We start from the raw sequence: 26,405 nt of genomic DNA, 5'->3' as shown, positions 1-26,405 counted from the left end.
GCATTTATGATGCGAGTGTAGCTCAGCTGGTAGAGCGCGACCTTGCCAAGGTCGAGGTCACGAGTTCGAACCTCGTTACTCGCTCCAAACTTTTGATAATAGGGCGGAATGGCAGAGTGGCTATGCAGCGGATTGCAAATCCGTCTACCTCGGTTCAACTCCGGGTTCCGCCTCCATTTATTAAAATCTCCACATGCGCAAGCAGCCCGATGCCCGGGTGGTGGAATTGGTAGACACAAGGGATTTAAAATCCCTCGTTCGTAAGAACGTGCCGGTTCAAGTCCGGCCCCGGGCACCATCTTATTCAATATTCAGTTCATAATATTTCAATATATTTCATCTAAACAAACTGATGTATGTTAATGAATGAAATAACTACTCCGATAGATAAATAACTGTACTCAAATAAAACTATACCAATTTTATTAAATTATTGATCATTCTAGCGACCTAATGACTCATTAACTGTGTTAAAAATGACTTATGTAGAATCACAACATACCGAAATTTTTGCCTTTGAACTAAGCCATTTCTCTGTCTCAATATCTGGTCATTTATTTAATATAGTTGATCTTATTCTTGTAAATCCCACACTGAAACGCCACCGGCTGACATTTTTTTGATAGGCGTACTATGGCGCAAAGCCACTGTATTGGCAGGAGTATTAGCTAGAAACACAGTTTGTGCGCCTTCAGTAAAGCTATCGTTGTGTATACATTGTGGCCGAATGGCCAGTGCGCTGCCATCGAGAGGAATTTCAAACATGCTAAAGTGGTATTGCTGCGTTGTAACTGTTCGGTAGTAATCATCTTCATGTGTACTATCAAACCTACGGCCCAGTAAAATACGAGATTTAGTGTGATTGCCAAAGACGAGATCTTTGCCTTGAGCTGGTAACCAAATGTGTGGAAATGGGTGATGTTCAACAAATAACCCACCTGCTTTAGTTGCGCTAAATTGATAGTCTGTAATGTACTGAGGTAATTTTTGGTCGTATTGGATCCCCCATAAATCCTGATTAAAGCCTAGAGCAAACTCTTCTTTTGGTGCTAACAAAATACCACCGAAATAGGCTAAGGTATCTAAGTATGTTTGTTGTGATTTGGGAGTGGAGCCATAAGTGAGTAAGGGAAAGCTTAATTCATCAATATCACAAATGAGCTGCCCGGTGCTGCCAAATACATTGGCAGAGCCATCTAACCCGTTTATTCCTGCGCCATCTGTCACAGCGCTCCAAAAACCACTTACACACAGTGCACATTCTTTACTTGGTGGTAAGCCTGTTCGTTCGTTATGTAACCTGTTAAGGCGTGTAATAAGGTCTGCCTCAGGGTTCATTGGGGCACGCTTACTTTGCACAACAAAATTGCTTGCTTGATTATCTAAATGTACCAAAGTACCAGAGCGAATTGGACCGAATAAGCCTGTGGTAGTCAGTAGTAGTTCTTTATCGGCACTGCGATTTAAAACAGCATTATTTAAAAACTCAAAGTTGTTGTTTAAGTCTTGGTCGGACACACCTTGGACAACATTTGCCCAACGCGGCTCACACATTTGACGGTCTCTGTACTCGTGCAGAGTTTCTCCACCAAGAAAAGTGGGTGTTTTAAAGGTAATATGCGACATTGCTATGCTCCTTGATAGTCATAAATTTTTGCTGATGTGAATTGAGTTTAACTTGCAATATAGGTTGTTCATTTAAGCTCAAAACATGACTTATGTGTATTACTGGACATTACAACAGTTGCAATCATATTTAAGTTTGAGTTACTACCGTGGCTTGATAGTGAGGGTAAACTGAACAGTTTAAAGTTAGTGTTTTATCATTTAAAGCAGGAAGTTTTACACCGCAAAGAGTATGTTTAGCGAAGCTCACTCTTTTTTATCAAGCTGAATGAACCCTTGCTCTAGCGCAGTATTCATCTGAGTTTATTTGCTATTGTTATCTTGGATTAAGGTTAACTAGAATGTCCAAGCTAAGTGTAGTTGTGGTGATGATTCATTCACGGATGTACCTAATTTATTACGCCAGACTTGCCATTCGATGCCTAACATTAGCGTGTCACTTTTATTACCCAGAGTATGACCTAAATCCCATTGAAAGATCATTTGCGCTAATATCCAGTTATTCACATATTTACCTGTTTCATCACGTCGCGAGCCTATATATTCGGCATGACCTGTAAAATAAAACTTATGCGAACCAAGCTGATAAGGGTATCCCCAAGCTAAGTCCAACATAAAGCTATTGTTAGTTTGGGGTGCGCCTTGTTTTTTAAGTCCACCGTTGTTATCAAAGTAACCTGTGATAGTCGTGCTTAAAAAGTTAAACCCGGGAACCTCCCAACTTAACTTAATGCCTGGTAAGTACTTCATAACTTTGGTATCGCCGCCTGCATTGATACCCATTACAAACCCCACATCTTTTAAACGCCACACATTATATTGCCAGTCAAACATCGCCTTAGTACTAAAAGTGGCATAGGCTTCACCGTAAAAGTCTCTATCGTTAAAGCCATCTATTAAGTTGTCATCAAGGTAATCAATGAAAAAGAAAGTATCGCCGAAATCGTGACCAGATGCGTGTTGCAATGAATAAATAGTGGTCATTGCTTGTTGTTTTGTAAATGGGTTATCGAGCTGGCCATGATTAATATGTAGTTGTGTTTTACTCCAATTTGCTGCGTACAAAACAGGAGTTAGCATGAATAAGAATATATTTAGCAAGGTTATATAAAAGTATCTCATGTCAGTATCCATAGCCTTGAGCGCATCACTGACAAGAAGTATAGACAATACGCTCAAAAAGCGAGCGTATTGGTAAGCGTGAATGTATGCTTTAGACTTTATTTCTGCGCAAACAAATTACTGAAATAGCCGTAAATGCTAAAATAAAGCAGTAAAATGAGGAGGTAGACACGTCCCAAGGACTGATTTTAAAAGTCGCTCCCAATAATAGTGCTTGAGCGCCATATGGTAATGATCCTTGCATTACACAAGCAAAAATATCGAGCAAACTTGCTGAACGTTTACCGCTAATTTCACCATCATCAGCTAGCTTTTTGGCAACTGGGCCTGCAACAATAATGCTGACGGTATTGTTAGCAATACATAAATTGCTGACTAAAACTAACGCCGCAATACCTAGTTGATCAGCCACTTTTCTATGCCATTTGGCAATAATTGCAGTTAATTTTTGTATTTTTTGCGCTAGGTAATCTAAGCCACCGTTGATGCGAATAAATTCAGACAAGCCACCAATAAACATTGATAGCAAGAATATTTCTTGCATATCGCTAAAGCCTTTGTAGATGTCTTTAACAAAGCTGCCTGCTTGATAATCGCCAACAAACCCCATGGCTGCGGCAAAAATAATACCGCTAAATAGTACGACAAATACGTTCATGCCAGCGACCGCTAACACTAAAATAAACGCATAAGGCAATACCAGTAGCCAATCAAATGGTTTAGCTGCTACTGCCTGTGGTTCGGGTGTTAAAAATACTAATAAGCATACGGTTAATATGGCTGCGGGGAGTGCAATTTTTAGGTTTTCTCTAAACTTGTCTTTCATTTCACAGCCTTGCGTGCGCGTTGCGGCAATTGTTGTATCAGAAATAATTGACAAGTTATCACCAAACATAGCGCCCGATACAATGGTACCTGCCATCAACGCGGGGTCAATACCGGTTTTTAAAGACACTGCATACGCAATTGGGCCAATGGCACCTATGGTGCCCATAGAGGTGCCCATAGCGGTAGAAACCACGGCTGAAATTAAAAATAAGCCAGGTAATAAAAACGATGCAGGAATAAACGATAAACCAGCATTGACCACAGCATCAACGCCACCTGTGGCACCTGCTACAGCAGAGAAGGCACCAGCTAGGAGGTAAATGAGACACATGGTAATAATGTTATTGTGCCCAGCGCCTTTAATAAACGTTTCAACGCTTTGGTTAATGCTTGCTTTATTAACTAAAAATGCGATAACGATGGCAGGTAAGATGGCAACTGGCGCAGGTAGTTGATAAAACGCATAATCAACACCTTGCGATTGTAAGTATAAGCCGGCACCTAAAAATAGCACCACAAAGGTGAGCAAAGGAAGCAGTGACAACTTAGCTGCCAATTTGTTTACAGACGTTGACATGTAAACCTCATATCAATAAATAGTTGTTTTTATTATGCATTCATTGTTTACATATTTGAGCGCATAATACAAGAGGTATGAAAGATGTGTGAATGTATAGATGGCTAGATGGTTTGTCAAACTTTAATGCGGTTATTTACATGGAAAATACGGCAATAGCGTTTATTTAAGCATTAAAGTCGTTTAAGAAGTATTTGGTTGGTGTTAGGTGTTAGGTGTTAAGTGTTAGGGTGGGTTTAAAAAAGTAATGCAGCAAAGTATCAACATCGTTATCTCTATTCACGGCTTGGTTATCCTCTATTTTAAAAACGAGAAAAGGGGAATGCACATTTGATATGGTATATTTTTTGTGATAGAAGTTGTTATTTCTAATGGTATTGATATGGAAGGTGTAAGTAATTTATTTCCTATAAGTTTAAAGCGATTGAGTAAGTTTACCTTGTTAATAGTTACCTTACTTTCTTTTTATACCTATGGACAAGAAGTTGGAGTTTTTGAGCCTCTAAATGAGCCAGTCGTGATACCAGAACCTCCTACTTTGAATATCAAAACGACAGGGATTGAAGCAATAACAAATAAGGAAGGTAAAAAAGAGTTTCAATACACCGCTCCTCATATTCCAGCCATTCGAACTAGCAATGACGGTCGAATTGGACTTTTTTTAAAACGATTAGGTACTGGCAACCCTCGTAATTTGACAGTGCTTCGCCCTGAAGCTGTTGAGCGGCCTTTTAGTACCTTAGAGCCAGGTATTCCTAAAGGCTTTTTAAGTGATCTGAGGTTAGAAAATATTGGTCATGGGCATCACCTAGCATTGTGTGATGGCAGCTCGGTCTTTTCTGATAATAATACTGTATCAAATCCAAAACAATGTAGTAGCAACCCAGAAAATGATTGTTATGAACTGTCTGCGATTGGTTCCAAGACAGATAAGAGCGGTACTAAAGTAGTGCGCTCGAAGTTTAGTGTAGAAGTGCAATACCCTAAAACAAAAAATGCCAAGATTGTTAAAGTAACTTATAACAGCCAAGACGATGTTGAAAGTAATCTAATGCCTGATGTCAGTCGGTTTTTAGAGCCAATGGTGACTGCTGATGGTCGATTGTTTGTTTTTAGAATTAATGAAGGGAGAGATACCAAACCATTAAAATGGAAAACCGACGACGGTACAGAAAAGTCGGGTTTATACGATATGGTTTATGCGGTAATTCCTGAAAGTGAGAATGCATGTGATATTACCAAGTTACAAGGACCTTATCCTATTTCTCATGCGCCGTTTCATTCCTTAGTAAAGAATAAATACGGCTTTGCTCAACGACAGTTTCGCGACCCTGAAGGCAGTTTGATCAAAGATGGTGAACCAATTAAAGGTACTTACCCGTGGGTTGATAGAGAAGGACGGAATGTTTTTTTTACCGCAATTCGCTCGATGTTAAATTACAGTAATCATGGAGTGGAATATACGCGTTATAAAACTAGCTGTGCAGAAGGTTGTTCAGAAGCTGTAAGTCGGGTTGAATCTGGGCTTCATACCCAAGGTGTTGTTGCCATGGGTGCGTGGACTAATGGTAAAATGGTTTTACTGGATGGCGCATTCGCTAACTCAGATTATGGTCTGAGTACAACAAATCATAAGTATTTAACACTATACCGAGATGTGCAGGGCCAAGATGTTATGGAAGTTGTTGGATCAGCTCGAAGCACGGAGCGGGACAAACTACCATTAATGGGGGCTAAAAATACAACGTTTATTGATTCACTTGAAAATCTATTTAACTATAACTCAAACATGGTGCCAAGTACGCCACGAGATGTTGTTTGGCATTTAAGTACAGGTCGTGGCACAGCTGATGTTGCGTTTGATGATTTTATCAATAAACATAGCGTTATTGTTGCAAATATGAATGCATCATTGACTCATGACATTGAAGATGAAGGGCCAATAAAGAGGTGGGAAATAAGGAATCATCTTCACATGCGTCATAATGATGGTTTTCAAACTCGTTATAATTTTGGTGGGAAAGGTTTTTTTAGGTATGGAGATTCTACGTTCTCTGATTATGAGGCGCCTCGAATTCAAAATGCAGCAACTGGCTCTAATGATTTTACACCGAACTATGGATACACCCATGGTAATGTGAGAATTGAACCCATTGCTAAAGGTGGCATTATTGGCAAAGGACTATGGCTAGATGGAGAATCGGGTGTCAGTTTTAGTATAGGAAAAGCGTTAGATGAAGCGTTTATTACTTTGTTTGTTGATCCTCGACAAAATGATAGTGAGGAAAGCAAAACATTGTTAACCTTTGCTGATCAATCAACTTTGCGTCTATCACATAAAACACTCAGCTATCTTGTAGAAGGAAGCACGAAAATTGGGTACGTTTTTGAAGTCGATTTAACCGCTTTTGCCTTTACTGACAAACAATGGCGCCACATTGCTTTACAGGTGAATAAAGTTGAGGGTGGAACCGTTAAGATAGATGTTTTTTTAAATGGTTACCTTTTAACACAGTGGAATACACCTATACATCAGCCATTTTCTGCTGGAGATACTGTCCTAGGTTCTCTTAAAGGAAGTGCTGATGGCATTCGTGGTTGGGTTGATGAATTTAAAGTATTTGCATATCGTCCTGATTTAGAGTCTGTATGTAATCATGGTCATGGCACCATAGTTGGTATTAATACCAAGCAAGACAATGAAAAATGGTGGAATGAAGCGAATAAATATGGAGCAACAACCCATGAAGTGGTTTCAAAATCAATAAGCGCTAAACTATTCTCACGTTACGCATGTTTACATAATTATACTGAAGAGCATGGCTTTGCTAAAGAAAAAGCAGCAAACTCATTGTTATTTAGCAAAACTGATGACCACTCATTAAGGCAAATACTGTTATTTCCAGAAGGGCCATTGTTTTGGGATATGCAGAGGCCTGATAGCAGTAAGAACAGCTTTTGCCTTGAATGTCATGATAGCGAGAACCATTTTACACCCTTATCTGTAGCAGCGTTGATTTCTCAAGATGTAACTACGCAGATGGATAAACGTCGTCAACCAATGCAGCCACTCAGGCTTATGATGGGAAATACTCCTGAACTTTTTGATAAGTGCCAATTTAATGAACTAATTGGATCAACACTGGTTGATGAATGTGTGCTAGGAACGCCTCGACGTGTTGAATCACAAAAGAAATATCGCATTAAGCACGTTGCGACTGGGTTACCGCTATTTGTTCAGAATATTGCTAGACATGGATATCCGTTAAAGCTGACCACGCGAGAAGCAAGTGACTGTAATGCTAATAAGTGCGATTTTTGGGTTGAAGATCTTGATAATGGCTATCAAGGTATTAAGTTTATTGATGTTGATCTAGGCCATAAATCTCCTATTGGTGTAGTCAGTGATAACATTGATAAGAAACTTAGGCGAAGTATCTCATCAAATTGCGGTTCATTTACTTGGCGATGTGATTTTACTATTATCGAGGTCGGACATGATCACTTCCAAATAAAAAGTGGTGATATGGCACTAACAAATATTCAAGGTGTTGCTGTATTTATTCCACATAATGAATGTCGAGGTTTACAATGTGAATTTCAGTTTATTGTTCAGGAAAGTCGTTAATTTATTTTTTCATGATTTATTTGTTAAACCGATAACAACATAAACTTAAAGAGCTCCATCATATTGGATGGGGATCTTGGCAATATACTTATGTTGTGACTGTAGTGGCACAATAAATTTGGCCACTACAGTGGGTCCATATCATTCGTTAGGGTTTTAAGAAGCTCAGAGATGTATTTCACCTCATTGTTATTCATTAGAAAATTAAATTTACTTTGGTTGCACCACGAGCTTGAAGCTCTTCCACCAGTTCTTCGACGGTGGCGGTTTCAAGTGACGAATTAAAAGGTGGTATTTCATCACCTTCAGCTTCTTCACCAAAGAGGGCTTCATTAAGTTTTTGCCAAGTTTGCATTGTAGGTACAGCCTCGCCACGTTCATATCTACCTGGAAATAAACAAAAATAAACCAGGCACCCACTTTTATTTGCTCGTTTTTCAGTCATTGCCTATCTTTTATCTATCTATTCAAAAGGTAGGCAAGTCTCATGGCAACGGCACGTAAAAGGCAGGTTAGTCTAGTTGATACAAAATACTATCACTGTATTTCACGGTGTGTTCGCCGTGCTTTTTTGTGTGGTGACGATACAGTAACTGGCAAAAGTTATGAGCACCGCAGGCAATGGGTAGAAGATAAACTACTGGCACTTGCCAAAGTATTTTGTATTGATGTGTGTGCTTATGCTGTGATGAGCAATCATACCCATATTGTTTTGTATGTTGATGATAAAAAAGCCAATAGACTGAATGATAAAGCCATACTTATTCGTTGGCACAAATTATTTAAAGGTACACTGCTTACGCAAAAATATTTGCAAGGGGATAAGCTGGATAAAGCGCAACAATTCTTTTTAAATCGTACCATTGCAGATTATCGCACTCGACTTGCTGATATCAGCTGGTTTATGCGCGTGCTCAACGAAGACATTGCCAGAAAAGCCAATAAAGAAGATAACTGCACAGGCCGATTTTGGGAAGGGCGCTTTAAATCGCAAGCTCTGCTTGATGAAGCGGCGCTGGCTGCATGTATGGCCTATGTTGACCTAAACCCCATCAGAGCTAAAATGGCAAAAACACCAGAAGACTCTGCACACACCAGCGTTCAAAAGCGAATTAGAGCAGCCAAAGACGCTAAACAACCCAAGCAACTCGCCCGTTTTGCAGGAAGCCCAAGAAAACACATGCCCAAAGGTCTCCCCTTTGAACTTAAGTCATACCTTGAGCTGGTTGAGCTAACAGGCCGCTGCATGAGAGAAGATAAACGCGGGCACATAGAGCAGCGCACACTGCCTATTTTAGAGCGACTAAGCATAGCGCCCGAAAATTGGCTAAAGCTCACAACACAATTCACCAAAGTATTTAAAGGTGCTGTGGGGCGAACTAACAAGCTTGATGACTACTACACGCATTTAGAGGTAAAACGGCGAACCAGTTTCAGTCAATGCGAAAAGCTACTCGGCTAAGCCAATTTAGCATCCACAAAGTAAACCACAATAATGCTGCAAGGTAGGTAAAGCTGCGCTTGATACTTTGCAATTATCACCAACCCCCGCCTGATTGAGCTAAAAATTGCAGCGAAAAAGTACTTTTGGCGTAAAAATATCAAACGTACTGGCTTTAAATGATAATAGTTTGAATTTAATTATGGCTGTCTTTTTATTTTTATGGCTGTCTTTTTATTTTTGCATAGTGAGGCTCTCTTATTGCGATCGCATCGCAGCCTACTTTTTCCATTTCCTTATTTAACTTGAACTTTTTTAAGCATATAGTAGGTTAGCTAGCAGTTACGGTTGCTGCATTAAGTCAAATGCTTAATTACTCAGTCTACTAACGTATGCGCTTAAGACAATTACCATTGTTTAAGTGTAAGAAATTAGATGTAATGGGGTAAAAATAAACGTTGAGCAATGTAGGGAAACTAAAATTATAATAAGTAAGCAGATTAAACTAGCTGATTTAGGTAGAGCCGCTAAAAATAAATTCCCATAGCATAAATAAGACCAACTCTGTTACACCGAGTGGCTTGCAGCACAGTTCACAATCGATTATGCAATACAAATTGCGTGTCGCATAAATACTAAAATGTTATGGCTTAATGAGTCTTAATAAACAAAGGGTTAGTCAGGTGGTAGGTTTTAAAAAGTGGATTTTTTTGGTTGGAGCTTCCATATCATTCAGTTTATTTGCTGAAAAAAGCCCAGAAGAAGGACTTATTAAACCAAGCACTAACAGTGCAAAAATTAACAAAATTGTTGATAGTTATGTTTCCAGTCATGCATTTGATGGCGGTGTAATTTTGGTTGCAAAGTCGGGAAGAGTTATATACGAAGGTTCTTATGGGTTAGCTGATCGTCTATTAGATAAACGGATCAAGAATAATGACTCTTTTCAAATAGCTTCATTAAGCAAGCCAATAACCGCAGCATTGGTACTTAAACTAGAAGAGCAAGGAAAACTAAAACTCGATTCGACTCTCGCAGATTATTTTCCAGAGTTTAATAATGCGTCAGGTAAAAAGGTTACCTTACATCACCTTTTAAGTCACACTTCGGGTCTTCCTAATCATTTTGCTATCGACGGGTGGTTTAATGAAGATTTTCATAGAAAAACTTCGGAGCTGGAATTTACGAGTTTAATTGCAAAGCTATCTCCCTTATTTGACCCCGGTGGAGACTATCTTTATTCAAATCTAGGATATTTTTTGTTGGGAAAAATTATAGAAAAATCGACTAAAGAATCATATTTAAGGAGTATTCAAAAGTATATTTATGAACCATTAAATATGATGGAATCTGGTGTTGCACTTGGCTTCCAATCATATGCGGATAAAGTCAGGGGCTATCAATGGAAAGTAGGCGGAGGATACCAAGAACAAATCTCAAAGAATATGTCTTTATTTGGCGCTGGGGCAAGCATTTACACAAGTGTAAATGATCTCCATAGGTTTGATTTGGCACTATATGGAGATGATTTTCTAAGTGATAAAAGCAAAAAACGTTTATTTTCCCCACAACACCCTTACAGTTGGCGCATAGAAAATATCCCTATTACCCAAAGCCTCGAAGTTAATGCCCACACGTATGATGGAAAGTTTGATGGGTATAGCGCAATGATGACTCGCTTCATAGATGATAAGCACAGCATTATTATTCTAAGTAATACAGGTATAAGCTATTTTTTGAAACAGCAACTTACTCTCGATATTGCAAGTGTTTTATATGGTCAAGGTGCTCCTAATCGTAAAAATGATCTAACTTTATCTTTAATCAAAGGCGTGGTTTCTGGTAACTTTAATCATATATTTAACAGTTTAAAGGCTGAAAAAAACAATTTTGATTTTAACGAGCAAAGCTTATCGTCATTAGCGTTTGAGCTTCTTTGGGCTAATATCGCAAGTGATTCTTTGAAATTGTTTGCTTTTATCAATAATGAGTTTCCAAATTCTTCACAAGCCAAATTAAATTTGCAGCGAGCATGCGAGCACCAGTTTGCAAAAAATGCAGAAAATAGAGTGCGTATATGTAGCTAGTGCTTTTTTAAAGTGAGACTGTCCTTTCAGGTTTTTACGTTACTTGGACAGATAAATTGGAGCTGTAAGAGTAATAGGTCAGGGCAAGAATGCGAACGTATTTTGAACAATACTAAGTAAATTTAACTCATCTTGTCTACTGTGATCTTATAGAATAAAGGGGTCATATCGCTTACTTCATAATACTTTATAGTAACTACTTAGCGATGATAGCACTAATGGTGACACATACATTTGATTAAAAAGTATTCTGAAGCAACAAACCTTACCTCAATGCACTTTATATTGTGCTAGTAATTTCTAATTGGGTAGCCGGAGGTCTCAAACCCTCAGCCTCCAAAAATTAAACATGAACAAATACTCAAATTTGAAGCCTTGAGTACTCTGCTTTTTATGTATTTTCTAAATGCAGGACGAGTCATTTTGAAGAATATAATTATATTACTTTTGCCTCTTCTTTTATCTTGTACAGGGGAGGCTGAGCAAAAAAGGGTATGGATTAAGCCTGACTCAGTTACGATCACTTGTGATGACTACTCTACTGTTTATTCTAAGCAAGGGATACTGACCAATAATGTTTGGAATAAAACGGCTGCACAGAGTGATGATTGGAGCCAATGTCTAGAAAAGAGAACAATTGATGGTGAGGTTCAATTTGGTTGGTCTTGGTCATGGCCATTCGGGCGCAGAGTTATCTATTCCCAGCCTCAAATTAAAATTGGTGCTTCACCTTGGGCGCCTGAGCCAAAGTTCGACACTTCGTTTCCCTTAAAAATTTCTGAACTTAAAAAACTAGATGTTTCATACCAAATCGAAGTTAAAACAAACGGAGAGCATAATATAGCTACAACTATGTGGCTTATTACTGAAGAGTATAACGGTTCGGAACCTAATAAATCAGTCATTGCTGCTGAAATTATGTTCTGGACATATTCCACTATTGGGCATTTTAATCCAGCGGGTCAAAAACTCGGTGAAATCATGGTTAATGATACTACTTGGGAAGTTTGGCATCAGAAAGACTGGGACGACAAGTCGGGTGTAAATGATAACAAGTGGGTAAATGTTTCATTTAGAGCTAAAAAACTCATGATGTCAGCTAATATCCCGGCACTTAAACTTTTAAAATATGCTATCAACGAGAGGTTGATTTCGCAAAACCTATTTATAGCAGATGTAGAGTTAGGAAATGAGATCATGAGCGGCTCTGGAATCGCGTGGGTAAAAGAGTTTAGTGTACTTTATGAGTAAATCTCTAACAAACGTTGAGGTGTTCAGAGCTCTGCCTCAGCCTAAATTATGTTATTAAACTAGTTCAATTTCTATTGTAAGTTGCCAGTGTGTTAAACCTTAGAGTTCGGGCTCCTAGTTAAATCGTTCTGCTAATACCTTTAAAAAAGCTAACTGAAACAACGGCAAGTGACATTTTTTTATTTAATATGGTATCGAAGTAAACGATTGAACTAAAATAGGAACTCAGCTATGGTTAATGTATTAAAAATGATAAATTAAAGCATGAGTAATTCTATACACTCGTTAGTTTACAAAAAAGGATTTTGGTGGTGTTTGAAAGTCTTGCGATCTATTCAGGGTTAATTGCAACAATTTGGATATTTATAGGTGTATACGTAGTAAGCCGATTCTACCCAGGTTATAGTCACTCAAAACAGTTTTGTAGTGAACTGGGTGCAACTGGAAGCCCAACAGAAAAATTGTCTCCAATAATTAATAATTACCCTTTAGGTTTTCTGTTTTGCTTTTTTGGTTGGTATTTGGTGCAACTATCAAATCTGTCTATTTTAGTTAATATAACTGGCTGGCTAGTGATAGCGCATGGTATTGGTACATGGGTGGCAGGTTACTTTCCAATGGACGCTGATCCATTTACTAAAAATCCAACTTTTAATTGTCAGGTGCACTCTTGGGCTGGTTTTATCATGTTGCTTTCACTCGTTGTGGCCCCAATATTAATAGCCATAAGCCCAACAACTGCAATGAATCCTCTATACTTTCGTATTTTTTCTGTGATATCTGTTATTGCAGCTGTTTATTATCTATTTGCCATGGCTAAAGCTATCAAATCACAAAGTGGTATGGGTATCTATCAACGTATTTCTTATGGAATTCAGCTAATTTGGTTAAGTACTTTTTCATTAGTGTTGGCGTAGTTGTAAACTCGTAAAAGGCTCTAACGCTGCGATGTCAATCAAGACTCACTGAGCTGAAGTGACTTTCTAGGGGCTGGAGGTTACTGGCCTCTGGCTACTTGGTAAACAATACTCTACAGCATTGCTCTATTACAGTAAGTAGCCTTTTCGAAGTCGCTAATATTCATTGCCACATTAGGCACATCTGGAAACATAGTTGTAAGTTTTGAAACTACTTGAAGAGATAACTTTGATTTTTGTTCTGTTGTTCTCCCTTGCATAATGTGAGCAAAAATATGAATGAAGTTTTCTCGCTTATTACCTACCGAATATTTTTTGAAAGGGGTGATCCTAACTTTTATTTCATTTTCATCAAACAGGCCGCTTGCAATTGCGACTAAATGAATTTGTTCAATAATAAATTCTTCATCATAAAATTTGAGGATCTCCTCAGAGCAGTCCATAACAAAGTGTGGCATGATTTATCTCCTTTTTATGGTTGATGATTTTGTGTTCGCCTAACATGGGTGTTGACTTATCAGGAGAAGCCCTCCGTAGACAGATCACCGCTTAATAACTGACTATTATTAAACGATAACCAATAGTGAATGGCAAGGAGGAAATCACGATAGATAGTCTGGAATAAGTCATTAACAAACCAGCAAAAATGATCATTATTAAGTAATAGGTGTTTAAGATTAATAGTGCTATCAGAGCAGTATAAATGGATCAACTGACCATACGCGTCAAATGAAAGTGAATGCGCAATTGCAGTAAACGATTGAACCAAAATAGGAACTCGGCTATGGTTGAAGTATTAACAAATTTTATGGACAGGCATTCAAAAACTGTGGCCAAAATTAGTTGACCACTACAAAAGAAAAGGCAAAAAGAGGTTCGTGGATGATTTCAAGTTTATTTAAATATCGAAATAAGAAATTAATTAAGAAATACTCAATAGAAATGCCAATACAATTGAAGATGAGATTCAAAGAGCAGGAAAGCTTCAGCCGTGATCAAGTAGCTCAAGTCCTTAGAATAACTCAATTAGGTACAGGCCTGTTAAAAAACATCAAACGAGAAAAATATGCTTATGCAATGTTTTGCTCAGAGAGTGAGTTTACCAACTTATATCCCAAGCTTGATTACAAAGAATTAAGAACAGAAATAATCGGTGTTCTTTTTTAAATAAAAAGAAAAAATCATTCAATTTATCGTGTTTGTTACACTCTGCAGGAAATCTCAATTCCAAGTACTTAAATAGCTTAGATTCATTTTCTAGCTATAGTGATTCTGGATATGATGGTTCAGGTGGTGGCAGCAGTGATTAATGCCAAATAAAAGATCGAATTTTAGGCAGGCTTTAGGCTAATTTTATGGGCAGGTAGGCAAATTTGAAATTTTAATTAGCTTGCTATGCTGTAAGTTCTTCAAAAATAATTGCATGCTTTAAGGATAAGGCGATCGGATTAGCAGGAGGCGGCAATCAGTTTGTCGGATACCAAATATTATCACTGCGTTTCAAGCTACTCCTGAATGTCAAGTGGAAAGCCTCTAATCGATTGAATCAAAATAGTAACTCAGCTCAGGTTGAGGCACCAATAAATTAAAACGAGTAATTCTACAGGCTCGTTATATTGCACAATGGTTTATATAGAAAAGGGCGAATATGAAGAGTAAAGTTGTTGATTTTTGGTTTAATGAACTTGAACCACGGCAGTGGTGGGGAAAAAGCTCAAGTTTGGATCTTATGATTCAAACTCGTTTTGGCGAGTTACACCATCAAGCCAAAGCAGGTGAATTGTTTATGTGGCGTGATAGCGCGATTGGCTCTTTAGCTGAAGTCATTATTTTAGACCAATTTTCTCGCAATATTTACCGAGATAAACCAGAGTCATTTGCATGTGATTTCATGGCGCTAGCGTTAGCTCAGTTTGCAATTTCAAAGGGGCTTGATTCACATCTATCTAATGTTCAAAGAACGTTTCTTTATATGCCTTTTATGCACAGCGAATCGAAATTAATTCATACGGAGGCAGTTAAGCTATTTGAGTCTGTAGGGATACTTAGCAGTCTCGACTTTGAACACAAGCACAAAGCTATAATTGACAGGTTTGGTCGTTATCCGCATCGAAATGCAATGTTAAACCGTAGTTCAACAAAAGAAGAGTTGGAGTTTTTGCGTCAGCCAAATTCAAGCTTCTAGAGCTACAACTTAACACATATAGGCCTTAATTATGTTAATAGGCAATAATGTTCTATCTTGGCTATTTTTGCACGGTGACAGTCAGTTTTAAATCAGTAAACAAACTTGTTTACTGCCTCTGTCGATGCGGCAGTTAAGCAAGTAGCATACGGCATATAGATAGGCCAACAAATAGTACGTGGCTGGAAAAGTTTGATTTGCTCTTTTTAAGTAACGGTCTTTTTAAGCTGTACCAACAATTAAGTAAAATGGTCAGAATGTTTGCATCATACTATTTTACAGTAAATATGAACGTACCTTGTTGAAATAGCTTTAAAATGTTTAATTTTGGCAAAAGCATTTTCAACTAGGTGACGGTATTTATATAGACACCAATCCATCTCTTTGTTTTTCTTAGTATTACCTTTACGCCGAGGTATCACTGCTTTACCGCCCGTTTGCTCTGTTAAAAAGTCTCTAATTGATTGTAATAACCTTTATCGGCAATGACGTATTCGCTTTTAGGTGAATTGGCTATCAAACTTTCAGGCATCACAAAGTCGTTTCTTTGACCTCCTGCTATTTCAAAATGAAAGCTATCAATGGCTAAATGAATTTTCGTTGAAAAACCACTACGGCTTTTACCACTCGATTCGTTCTTTTTACTTTGTGCTCCACTACTATGCTGATGTGTCCTTACAATGCTTCCATCAATAACTAGCCACTCACTGTCAGTAACATAGGCTAAAGCTTTAAATATTTTGTTTGCAAAATGCACAAAGGCAGAGAGAGTGTTTCTAGCTAACTTATTGGGCATTACAATTAGTTAGCCAGTTGACATAATTAGTAGGGAGTAAACCACTAATCTGATAAAATCCAAGTTTGCCAGTAATTATGTTGATAGTGCTGGATTTACCTAAGACTAGGAACTATTTTGACCAACAATGATATTTTACGACGTATTCGCTATATATTTGATTTAAAAGATAATGTAATGACTGAAATTTTCTCTTTAGCAAATGTTAATGTAACCAATGCACAAGTCTCTCAATGGCTGAAAAAAGAAGAGGAAGAGTCTTTCGTTGAACTTAGCGATACTGAATTAGCTGTATTCCTTAATGGTTTCATTAATTTAAAGCGTGGTAAGCGCGAAGGTGAGCAGCCTAAACCTGAAGATAAGTTAAGCAATAATATTGTCTTTCAAAAGTTACGTATTGCTTTGAACCTCAAAGCTGAAGATATTTTAGAGACCCTGCAATGTGTCGATTTTCGGTTAAGTAAGCATGAACTCAGTGCGTTTTTTCGCAAGCCTCAAAATAAGCACTACAGAGAGTGTAAAGACCAAATTCTTAGAAACTTTTTACTTGGCCTTCAACATCAGTTGCGCCCAAATAGTCATAAAACCGAATCATGATAAAACGCTAAACAGAGGTTTAGCTTTATTAAGTCTAAGCTGGGTTAAGCATTAAAGGTGCAGCGACTGATGTGTGCGTTATTTGTGCCTTATTAGTCTCGTTATAACATTCGTTATAGTCATTCATACTTCTGTCAGGTTTTATTCTCCCTAATCTAGTCTGACAGAAGCAAGTTAAAAGTTACTTAGGTTGCTCTACTAACACCAAGTGATGTTACTGCATTTTATCCAAGTATTGTTGTGTACTAAATCTTTAGTGAATGTTGCAGTGCACTGGCAATTTCTTGTGAGCGAATAGCCAGTACGGATAAGAGCGTATCACTTAAGCCATGAGTTGACTCTGACAAGCCTTGGACAAAAATAGGCGGAGCAAAGTTTGGTCCAGTCTTAACTTGGTAATTTCTGTTTATGGTAAAGTCACCTAAATGCTCTTGTAATGGCGCTAAAATAGGGTTGTTTTTGGGTCGTTGATACCCAGTTGCAAGGATCACAAGGTCATATTGCTTACTTGTGGTTATGCCAAGGTCTTTGTTTAAAACCGTCAGTTCTATTTTGTTATTGACCGATTTAGCCTGTGTAATTCGGCTATTAGGATTGTAACTATGTTTTTGCTTTTTAGTTATTTTTTGCATATAAAAGAGTCGGTAGACTTGGTCAAGCATATCAGCATCAACAGCAGAATAATTGGTATGTTTATAAGCTGTGAGGAGTCGTTGCCTTTCATTGTGTGATTTTTCAAACATTCTGTTGGTTGTTGAAGGGTTGAAAACTTCATTTACAAACGGACTTGAGTCGGCGGGTCTCATAGCATCACTTTGAAACAGTAAGTCAACCTCTCCATGATCATATCTATTATTTAAATCTAAAATGGCTTCAGCGGCACTTTGTCCGCCGCCAATGACTGCGACTTTTAATGGCCGGTTTTTGTCTATGGCAAGCTCAGACAGCTTACTAAGGTAATGACTGTGGTGAAATACTTGGGCCGAATCTCGCAGGCCTTGAAATGCCGCAGGTATATTTGGGCTGCCGCCAGTACTAAATACCAAAGAGCGAGCGAAATGAACATGGTGTTCACCGTTACTTGAAACAGTGTCTATTTTTAGCTTAGTGACATTACTCCCTTCATAGACTGGGTGGATGGCTGTTACATTATTGTCATAACTGCACTGTTCACTAAAGTGTGAAGCAACCCAATTTAAGTAATCGTTAAACTCTAATCGACTGGGGCAAAAGGTGCCTAAATTGATAAAATCTATCAGTCTGTTATGGGTTTTCAAATAGTTTAAAAATGTATAGGGGCTTTGTGGGTTGCGCTGTGTGACTAAGTCTTTTAAAAAGGAAACTTGTAGGCCACTTTGGTCGGTGATTGTATCACCATGCCACTGGTACTTAACTTGCTTATCTAAAAATAAAGCATTGGTCGTTTTATTTTGCTGGTTTGCTTCTTCAAGCGCAATCGCCAGAGCAATATTTGAAGGCCCGAAACCGACACCAACTAGGTCGTAGGTTGCGTCATTTGTTTGAGTCATAAATGTTCCTTGTCACGGGTGTAAAGTGTGATGTAGTCAAAAAAGCCAGTTCCTTGGCTTTTTAAAATTAGTGTTGAGTCTGCAAAAAGTAACGCCGCTAGCGTTGAGCGACTACCCAAGGTGAAATACTGTTCATCTTTTCAGTCGTTTCTGTGTGCTCGCGTGATGGTGTCGAGTCTTTAACAATACCAGCCCCAGCTTGTAGCCAGTAATTATCACCATGGCTTAGCACGCTGCGCAGCACCAGCGCCGCATCCATTTCACCCTCGCTGTTTAGTTTGAAGATAGCCCCTGAATATAATCCCCGGCTGCTTAGTTCATGACTGCAAATTTGTGCAAAAGCAGGCGCTTTTGGTATGCCCGAAGCGGTTACTGCCGGAAACAAACTGGTAAAGGCATGCCACGCGTTATAATTGGGTTTTAACTGCCCACGTACTTTGGAGGCTAAGTGCTGTACTGAGCCACGTAGCTTACGTGTCATAAATTCATCGACATGTACGGTGGATGGCGTACAGACTTGCTCCATTTCATCCATAGATAAGCGAACAGAAATAGCATGCTCATGCGTCTCTTTCGGGTCTTTAAGTAGCTCATCAAAAATAAGTTTGTCTTGCTCCATGTCACCTTCAAGCCTTCGAGTACCAGCAAGCGGCTGGGTTGTTAGCATGCCGTGCTTGTCTAGCGCCATAACAATCTCAGGGCTAAAGCCAGTGGCTTTCCAGTTTTTTAACTGCATGGTAAATGAACGAGCAGGAGTATTGTTTTGTAGCCCATACAACCATGTGGCGGTTAAGTCAGGTGTAAAATGAAGCGGTACTTTACGAGATAAAATAACCTTTTCTAACTCGTTATTGTTGATAGCAGTTACTGACTTTCGTACTGCGTCACGATAGCGTGGGTCATCTGTCACAGTAACGGGTTGGTAGTTGAGTGTACTTGCCAGAGTTACATTATTTAAAATCGCCTGTGCCTGCTTTTGCAGCGCATTATTGGTTGTTTTGATTTCGTAATGATTGTCTCGTAGTGTTACAGACAGTTCAGGTTCGCATAAAAAAAGCAGAGGCTCTTTCTCGTCAAGCTCACCGTGTTTGAGTAGCTCAGGGGTATGCAGTGCATATGCAAATTCAAAACAAGCCCAACCGCATACTTGCCAGTTACCTTGCCATTGCTTTAATTGCTCATGCAGTTCTTGTGCTAAGTCTTGAGGAGCAACACTGATACTTTTAACTGTCTCGCCTGTTTTCACTTCTATGTAATTTGCATATACAGTGATTGCACGTTGAATACCACCTGCATACCAACATTCGCCTTGGTTTTCGTAAACAAGGTAATCTGCAAATAAATTGCTATCTGCCAAAGCTGCAGCTTGGTTTAGCACTGATTGTTGTGTTGAGTTATTAGAATAATTAAGTTCACTGTTGCTATTCATATTCAAAGAAACCTCCTTTTAGATATCTGAAACAATATGCTGTTAAGGCTTGAAATCATACATCAATTAAATGATAATGCAAATGATTGTCATTTGCTTAAAGGAAATTATTTATGGATGCTGCTCTGAGACTTAAGTTGGCAAAACAGCTAGCTAAAGCGCGTGGATTAAAGCAAAGCACTAATGGAGGTAGCGAGTCTAATACGGTGCAATTGACTATTCCCGTTTTAAAAAACACAACATTGCAACCGAGCATGGTGTCTCATGCTCAGGAGCGAATGTGGTTATTACATCAATTAGACCCTACATCATCTGCATTCAATGTTTGCGTTTTATGGCATTTTGAAGGTGATCTTGATGGTGGGGCAATACATAGCAGCTGCATAGAAATCACTAAAAGGCATAATATTTTCAGAACGATATATAGGGCTGATGCTACTGATGGTGCACAACAGCAGGTTTTAGATAGGCTTGAACCGCAATGGGATTATATTGACTTGAGTGGCTTGCCAGCAGAAGAGCAACAACAAAAGCTTCACAATTTAGCTCAAGCGCTTAGTACACAAGCATTTGACTTAGCCTGCTTGAGTACTTTAAAGCTCACATTAGTAAAGCAATCTCAAACACAACATACATTAATTATGGTCGGACAGCATATTGTTTGGGATGGTCCATCGTTTGGCATTTTTGCGCAAGAACTTGGCTATTTTTATAATCAGCTAGTGCAAGGGAAAGAGGCAAAGCGTAAGCCTTTGCCCATCCAGTATGGTGATTTTGCAAGGTGGCATAGAGCAAAGTGGCAATCAGATTATGATATCAAGCAGCAACATTTAGACTATTGGCGCAGTGTATTAACACCACTGCCAGAGCCAATAGACTTTCCCACCGATTTACCTCGTACTGGCAATGAAAATGAAGCTGGTGGGTGGCTAACAGCAAACCTAACACAGCAGGCGACTCAAAACCTGCAGGTATTTGCTGCTGAGCTAAAAATCACTGCATTCGAGGTGGTTGTGGCTGTGATTGCTATTTTTATGACTCGACTATCACGTAGTTCAGAAGTGACCATTGGCACAGTCGCTTCATTGCGTAACTTACCAGAGCAAGAGCCGTTAATTGGTAATTTTGGTAATGTTGTACCACTGCGTATACCTGTTGACAGTACTCTAGACTTTGCCACTTTTGTTAGTGCAACTGCTGCGCGTTGTCGACAAAGTTTTTCACATGCCGATCTGCCATTTGAGATACTACTCAATGAATTAAAAGTGCCGCGGGGTCATAAGCAAAGTCCACTGTTAGATACTATGTTGACCTTTTTAAGTCGTGGTATGGCAGCGCCTGATATGTCAGGGGTAGATGTATCTTGGCAAAAACACTTTAATGGCACAACGCAAACAGACCTTTCATTTGATGCATTGCTGATAAATGGGCAACTACAATTTCAAGCAACATGGCGCACATCGCTATATCACACTAAAACTATAAAAAGTCATTTACAGCGCTTGTTGGCTTTAATTGAGCAATGTGTTAATGAACCTCGCAAAGTGCTTGCGCATCATTCGATATGTAATTTAGCCGATCGCCAGCAGCTTGTATGGGGCGACAGAGGTGACGCGCAAGATAACGCAGAGCAGACATTAGTGGATGTTTTTGAGCAAACAGTGTTAAAAAATAAAGATGAAACTGCTTGTGAATTGCGCTCAATTAATGCTCATTTTCCCAGCTCTGCGCTGACCTTTGCACAGTTAAATGCGCAGGCTAATATCATTGCTCGTTGGTTAATTTTACAAAATGTCGGTCCTGAAGATAGTGTTGCCATTAGTTTGGGCAGAACCGTTGATTGGTTTATAGCTATGTTGGGGGTGCTCAAATCGGGTGCGGCATTTTTACCTATTGACCCCGCTTATCCTCATGAATATAGAGCTCGGGTTGTATCACTTGCACAACCTAAAGTTGTCATTTGTGGACAAGCAGATAAGTTTGATACCGGCAACCAGAAAATCACTCTGGCGTCAATTAAGTGTATTGAACATGCCATGCAGGCAACATCAAATGCAGCAGATGATGTTTTGCAATCAGATAGAGTGCGCCCGTTAGGTGTTAAGAATATTGCTTGCTTAATATTTACCTCTGGCTCAACTGGCTTGCCCAAAGGGGTTATGGTGCCTCATTCGAGTTTGGTGAACTTGTTTAACAGCCATAAGCGAGATTTATATAACCCAACTTGTTTAAATACCAACAAAACACAGCTGAATGTGGGCCATGCATGGTCGTTTGCATTTGATGCTGCTTGGCAACCCACATTATGGCTGTTTGCAGGGCACAAAGTGTGCTTGTTTGATGCTCAAACGATGCGAGATCCGTTAGCACTGGCAGAGTCAATTATTAGCCAAAAATTGGACTTTATTGAGCTAACTCCCAGCTTGCTAGAAGAAGTACTTCCTTGGTTACGCTCTGGTTTTGATTCTGCAAGTGGGCAAGCGTTATTACCGCATGTACCGGCAGTATTAGGGTTTGGTGGTGAGTCGGTTAAAAGCTTATTATGGCAACAGCTTGCCATGCTTGATAATACATTGGCTGTGAATTTATATGGTCCTACTGAGGCAACGGTTGACACTATGATTGGCTTCGTTGAGCAAAACACCAAGCCAAATATTGGTGTGCCTGTATCGGGCGCTAAAGTGTACGTTCTTGATGAGTGTATGCAACTATCACCAATAGGCATTGCGGGTGAATTGGCTGTTTCTGGCTCAGGGTTGGCGCGAGGATATTTAAATCGGGGTGACTTAACGGCAGAGAAATTTATTGCCAACCCATTCTCATCTCAACACGAACGCCTTTATTTAACGGGGGATAGAGTGCGTTGGAATGATGCCGGCAAGCTTGAGTTCCTAGGTCGCATTGATGAGCAAGTTAAAATTCGTGGCTTTAGGGTTGAACCATTGGAAGTGGAGTCAAACATAGAGCAGCTTATCAAAAGCCCATGTGCGGTTATTGCTAACGAGATGTCTACTGGTACTCACCTTATTTGTTTTGTAGAAACAGCAAGCGCACATGTAATTGATGAAGCTAGTACCATTGCGACCTATAAGCAACTATGTGAGCAAGCGTTACCTTCGCACCTAATACCTAAATATTTTGTATTGGCAACTAACTTGCCTAAGTTACCAAGCGGTAAAATTGCCCGTAAACAGCTTGAAGTACCTAAAAACATTGAAAAAACCACCATAAAAAAACCAACTACTGAGCTTGAAATTACTTTATGTCAGCTATTTTGTGACGTTTTGGGACTAGAAAGCATCGGTGTTGAGCAGGGCTTTTTTGACTGCGGCGGAGATAGTATTTCAGTGATTAAATTAGTAAGCCGAGCGCGCAAAAAGAACATATATTTATCACCAAAATTGGTATTCGATGCAAATACAGTTGCCAAAATAGCCATGGCGTTAGCGGGCAGAGGGTTAACAGGTAAGGCTGAAGCGGTTAAGCATGATGATGTGTTGGGCGAGGTTTTCAGTACTCCTTTAATGCGCAAGTATTTATCAACTCAAATACCTTTACAACGATTTGCGCAATTAGTGTCAGTCACGGTCCCAAGTGGGGTGTCGGTTGTCATGCTGAATAAATTGCTCAATCATTTAGTAGCGCACCATAGTATGTTGCATGCGACATTGGCTTACCCGCAAAACGATACAATACCGCACTTAGAAATCACTCAACCACCGCAGTTTAAAACTTACTGCAATGCGCTGTATCAACAAGTTGAACAAGGGCAGTATCAGTTAATAAATAGCGTCGACAGCGATGATACATTAGCGCAGTATTGCAACGCGCAGCAGCTCGCACGAGCGCTATGCAACCAGCTATCTCCAGAGCATGGCACCATGCTATCTAGTTTTTTAATTGAGTCAAAAGGTACTAAGCACAAGAGTGTGTGGATAGCCGTTAATCATCTGGTGGTTGATACTGGCTCTTGGTTTGTGCTGATAGAAGATTTGGCAACGTTGTTTGAACAGTTTAGCCATGCACAGACGTTGCAACTTGAGCCAACCGCGACAGCGTGGCCAACATGGTCTAAGTCACTGCCTAATGTGGGTTTGACGCAACAAATCTATCAGCCGCACAAAGTAAGTACCTTGGCCAATACCGACACAATCAGCTGGCATATTCCACTGTCTAACAAAGGTTGCCCAGTTCGTCACATTGCACAACAAAATCATCTTCCTTTAGCAAGTATGTTGCCTGCACTTGTAATGATGGCATTACAAAATGCACAAGCAATGACGGCTGATGGCGATTATACATTGATATTAGAGAGACACGGACGAGAGGCTATTAATGCAACCCAAGACTTGTCACGTACTGTTGGCTGGTTTGCCAAAGAGACTTTTGTCCCTATATCGGTTTCACCTTGTTTTGATAAAGCAACACGTCAGCAAGTGATGAGACAACTTATCGCACATGTGAGTTCAATCATAGCCCATGATGTATCGCTGTTAGAGCAAACAACAGTCAAGTCTGAACAAATAGCAAATATGACGTCGCTCAGAGTGGGGTTTAACTACTTAGGTGATGTGTTAGAAGGCAGTAGTGATGATATGTGGCGCGTCAGCCCTTTATTAGAGCAAATTAAAAGTGCTTCGGGCGAGCATTGGCCTATTTTGAATGATATAGACTTTAGTGCTTATTATGCTCAAAAAGAGGGGGGTAAGTCTTTATGCCTAACCGCAATATTCACTGATAGCTTGACCAACACTGACAAGCTATCAGATTTTTACACTTCTCTTATGGCGCTTGTCAGCTTGCTTGATGAGCGCAGCCACAATGATAATAATCAAGCGATTATTGCAAGTTCGCAGAGCATGCCAGTAACGCCATTACAAAAAACTATGTTGCAGCAAATATCAACGCATAGCGATCCGTGGACATCATTTATTACCTTGTCTTTAAGTGCTGAGCAAGCACCGTGGCTTAATGAGCAGTATTTAAAAACTAATGCAAGGCAGTTATTAACACAATTTGATGTATTAACAACAAGTTACAATAAAAAAACCTACCTATGTCAGTTTCATCAAGGACTAGTGCCTGATTGGCAGAGTGTCGATTTACGAGATTTTGAGTCAAGTGATGTTATGCACGAAGCTCAACGGAATGTCAGTCAATGGCAACAATTTCAATTCGATTTAACTAACCCACCATTATTGAGATTTTTATGTCTGCAAGTGAGTGATAATACTTGGCAGGTAAGTGTGCATTGCCATCATCTATTACTTGATGGTTGGTCGTTACCGAAGTTGTTGAGTTGTTGGCTAGCACCCACGAAGCAGCTGCCGACTATAGCCCAAAATGCAACTTGGCATGCATACCTAGATTGGTTAACTAAACAAGATTTTACTCAGAGCTGGAAATATTGGCTCAAGCAATTCAAAGGGTTAAAGCGTGCGAGTTTGATTGCACCGCAACGACTGCATTCTAGCATCACAGTGGATATATCGAAAACGCTGGCGAGGGAGTTTAGTGAGCGACTGAATATTGCGGCGCATCAAGCAAAAGTGTCATTTGCGACATTGCTGCAACTTGCGTGGGCTCACACAGTGTCAGAGGTAGTCTCATACTCGGATGTCACATTTGGCTTATTTGACTCTGGCAGGGCAACTCATTTTGATGGTATCGAAACTTTGACTGGCTTGGTAACACAGTGTGTACCTCTACGACTGGATGTAGAACAACCGTTGATCAGCGCTTTGGCACAAATCGAATCATCTCGCTATGACTGGCAATCTTTGCTGCCGCTGGATATGGAGGTCATTTGTTCTCAGGCCGGTTTTGCACCTGTATTTGATACTTTATTGGTGGTTGAAAATGCCTTAAATGCCCAGCGAGAGCATGCTGAAGAATATGAATTGACACAGAATGAATACGTCAATTATGGCTTGGCAGGTGTGAATGATATTCAATGGCAAGATTCGGTGGGCTATGCCTGTGCCTTATTTGTCTATCCGCACAAACAAATCAAGCTGCGATTGAGTTTTGATGCCAGTGCGGTTACTGAGCACCGTGCTGAGCGAATGGTTGATTGCTTTGTAACAAAGCTGACTGCAATCGAAGCGAGCATTGCTGATGATTTGGTGAGCGACAATCATACAGGTACTATTTCAATTAATGTTACGGAGTCTATTAATGAGTAACAATATTTTCGATAACGAGCACATTTCATTTTTGGTTTTAAGCAATGATGAAAAGCAGTATTCACTTTGGCCAGAATCTTGTGCTATCCCTGATGGTTGGCAAGTCGTATTTGGCCCTCATCAACGAGATGAATGCCTGCAATGGGTCAATGTTCACTGGTGTGACTTACGCCCAAAATCACTGCAAGTGCAGGAGTTAAGTTAACC

Annotated in this window: 18 protein-coding genes and 3 tRNA genes; 13 read left to right on the top strand and 8 right to left on the bottom strand. The window is 39.5% G+C overall.

Annotated features, from left to right (window positions below; translation table 11 throughout):
- The first annotated feature begins 11 nt into the window (after positions 1-11).
- The 3 genes from SANK73390_RS06190 to SANK73390_RS06180 all read left to right on the top strand — a co-directional run bounded on the left by SANK73390_RS06190 (position 12) and on the right by SANK73390_RS06180 (position 298).
- A tRNA-Gly gene (locus SANK73390_RS06190) sits at positions 12-87 on the top strand.
- Positions 88-102: 15 nt separating this feature from the next.
- A tRNA-Cys gene (locus tag SANK73390_RS06185) sits at positions 103-176 on the top strand.
- A 35-nt stretch (positions 177-211) separates the two neighbouring features.
- Positions 212-298 (top strand) — tRNA-Leu (locus SANK73390_RS06180).
- A gap of 275 nt (positions 299-573) precedes the next feature.
- On the opposite strand, the gene SANK73390_RS06175 is transcribed toward SANK73390_RS06180, so the two are convergent.
- The 3 genes from SANK73390_RS06175 to SANK73390_RS06165 form a co-directional block, all read right to left on the bottom strand.
- Positions 574-1,626: a hypothetical protein gene (locus SANK73390_RS06175; RefSeq protein ID WP_462764692.1), complete on the bottom strand. Its 1,053-nt coding sequence runs from the start codon at positions 1,624-1,626 to the stop codon at positions 574-576.
- A 336-nt stretch (positions 1,627-1,962) separates the two neighbouring features.
- Positions 1,963-2,748: a nucleoside-binding protein gene (locus tag SANK73390_RS06170; protein ID WP_462764691.1), complete on the bottom strand. Its 786-nt coding sequence runs from the start codon at positions 2,746-2,748 to the stop codon at positions 1,963-1,965.
- Between the two features lie 91 nt (positions 2,749-2,839).
- Positions 2,840-4,153, bottom strand: coding sequence for a Na+/H+ antiporter NhaC family protein (locus SANK73390_RS06165; protein ID WP_462764690.1), 1,314 nt, complete (start codon positions 4,151-4,153; stop codon positions 2,840-2,842).
- Positions 4,154-4,502: 349 nt separating this feature from the next.
- Between SANK73390_RS06165 and SANK73390_RS06160 the strand changes: the two genes are divergently transcribed.
- Entirely contained in the window at positions 4,503-7,781 is a 3,279-nt protein-coding gene (locus SANK73390_RS06160; protein ID WP_462764689.1) for a hypothetical protein, read from the top strand.
- Positions 7,782-7,977: 196 nt separating this feature from the next.
- Here the strand turns inward: SANK73390_RS06160 and SANK73390_RS06155 are convergent, their stop codons facing one another.
- Positions 7,978-8,226 carry a hypothetical protein gene (locus tag SANK73390_RS06155; RefSeq protein WP_462764687.1) on the bottom strand — a complete coding sequence of 83 codons (249 nt, stop codon included), beginning with the start codon at positions 8,224-8,226 and terminating at the stop codon, positions 7,978-7,980.
- A gap of 42 nt (positions 8,227-8,268) precedes the next feature.
- Here SANK73390_RS06155 and SANK73390_RS06150 point away from each other — a divergent pair, with 42 nt between their 5' ends.
- The 4 genes from SANK73390_RS06150 (at position 8,269) to SANK73390_RS06135 (ending at position 13,477) form a co-directional block, all read left to right on the top strand.
- Positions 8,269-9,243 carry a transposase gene (locus SANK73390_RS06150; protein WP_261593416.1) on the top strand — a complete coding sequence of 325 codons (975 nt, stop codon included), beginning with the start codon at positions 8,269-8,271 and terminating at the stop codon, positions 9,241-9,243.
- Positions 9,244-9,875: 632 nt separating this feature from the next.
- Positions 9,876-11,309: a serine hydrolase domain-containing protein gene (locus SANK73390_RS06145; protein WP_462764685.1), complete on the top strand. Its 1,434-nt coding sequence runs from the start codon at positions 9,876-9,878 to the stop codon at positions 11,307-11,309.
- A 423-nt stretch (positions 11,310-11,732) separates the two neighbouring features.
- Positions 11,733-12,560, top strand: coding sequence for a GH12 family glycosyl hydrolase domain-containing protein (locus tag SANK73390_RS06140; RefSeq protein ID WP_462764683.1), 828 nt, complete (start codon positions 11,733-11,735; stop codon positions 12,558-12,560).
- A gap of 311 nt (positions 12,561-12,871) precedes the next feature.
- Positions 12,872-13,477: a DUF998 domain-containing protein gene (locus tag SANK73390_RS06135; protein WP_462764681.1), complete on the top strand. Its 606-nt coding sequence runs from the start codon at positions 12,872-12,874 to the stop codon at positions 13,475-13,477.
- 113 nt (positions 13,478-13,590) lie between these two features.
- On the opposite strand, the gene SANK73390_RS06130 is transcribed toward SANK73390_RS06135, so the two are convergent.
- On the bottom strand, positions 13,591-13,935 hold the full coding sequence (locus SANK73390_RS06130) for a 5-carboxymethyl-2-hydroxymuconate Delta-isomerase (protein ID WP_462764680.1): 345 nt from the start codon (positions 13,933-13,935) through the stop codon (positions 13,591-13,593).
- Positions 13,936-14,320: 385 nt separating this feature from the next.
- Here SANK73390_RS06130 and SANK73390_RS06125 point away from each other — a divergent pair, with 385 nt between their 5' ends.
- Both SANK73390_RS06125 and SANK73390_RS06120 read left to right on the top strand, forming a co-directional pair.
- On the top strand, positions 14,321-14,644 hold the full coding sequence (locus SANK73390_RS06125) for a DUF6559 family protein (RefSeq protein ID WP_462764678.1): 324 nt from the start codon (positions 14,321-14,323) through the stop codon (positions 14,642-14,644).
- A 481-nt stretch (positions 14,645-15,125) separates the two neighbouring features.
- A complete protein-coding gene (locus tag SANK73390_RS06120; protein WP_462764676.1) occupies positions 15,126-15,662 on the top strand; it encodes a DUF924 family protein in 537 nt (178 codons plus the stop codon).
- Between the two features lie 445 nt (positions 15,663-16,107).
- On the opposite strand, the gene SANK73390_RS06115 is transcribed toward SANK73390_RS06120, so the two are convergent.
- Complete coding sequence (locus SANK73390_RS06115; protein WP_462764674.1) at positions 16,108-16,458, bottom strand: transposase; 351 nt, start codon at positions 16,456-16,458, stop codon at positions 16,108-16,110.
- 117 nt (positions 16,459-16,575) lie between these two features.
- Here SANK73390_RS06115 and SANK73390_RS06110 point away from each other — a divergent pair, with 117 nt between their 5' ends.
- A complete protein-coding gene (locus SANK73390_RS06110; RefSeq protein WP_462764672.1) occupies positions 16,576-17,055 on the top strand; it encodes a YehS family protein in 480 nt (159 codons plus the stop codon).
- 245 nt (positions 17,056-17,300) lie between these two features.
- Here SANK73390_RS06110 and SANK73390_RS06105 read toward each other — a convergent pair whose 3' ends face one another.
- Together SANK73390_RS06105 and SANK73390_RS06100 are read right to left on the bottom strand one after the other, a co-directional pair.
- Positions 17,301-18,584, bottom strand: coding sequence for a lysine N(6)-hydroxylase/L-ornithine N(5)-oxygenase family protein (locus SANK73390_RS06105; protein WP_462764670.1), 1,284 nt, complete (start codon positions 18,582-18,584; stop codon positions 17,301-17,303).
- 97 nt (positions 18,585-18,681) lie between these two features.
- Complete coding sequence (locus SANK73390_RS06100) at positions 18,682-20,013, bottom strand: salicylate synthase (protein WP_462764669.1); 1,332 nt, start codon at positions 20,011-20,013, stop codon at positions 18,682-18,684.
- A gap of 113 nt (positions 20,014-20,126) precedes the next feature.
- On the opposite strand from SANK73390_RS06100, the gene SANK73390_RS06095 reads away from it, so the two are divergent.
- Together SANK73390_RS06095 and SANK73390_RS06090 are read left to right on the top strand one after the other, a co-directional pair.
- Entirely contained in the window at positions 20,127-26,198 is a 6,072-nt protein-coding gene (locus SANK73390_RS06095) for an amino acid adenylation domain-containing protein (RefSeq protein WP_462764667.1), read from the top strand.
- Positions 26,191-26,403, top strand: a complete 213-nt coding sequence (locus SANK73390_RS06090) for an MbtH family protein (RefSeq protein WP_462764665.1) — start codon at positions 26,191-26,193, stop codon at positions 26,401-26,403. Before SANK73390_RS06095 ends, SANK73390_RS06090 begins: the two co-directional genes overlap by 8 nt.
- Positions 26,404-26,405 lie beyond the last annotated feature (2 nt).

This window comes from Pseudoalteromonas sp. SANK 73390 (assembly GCF_054966645.1).
This window is presented reverse-complemented; position numbering and strand designations above follow the sequence as displayed.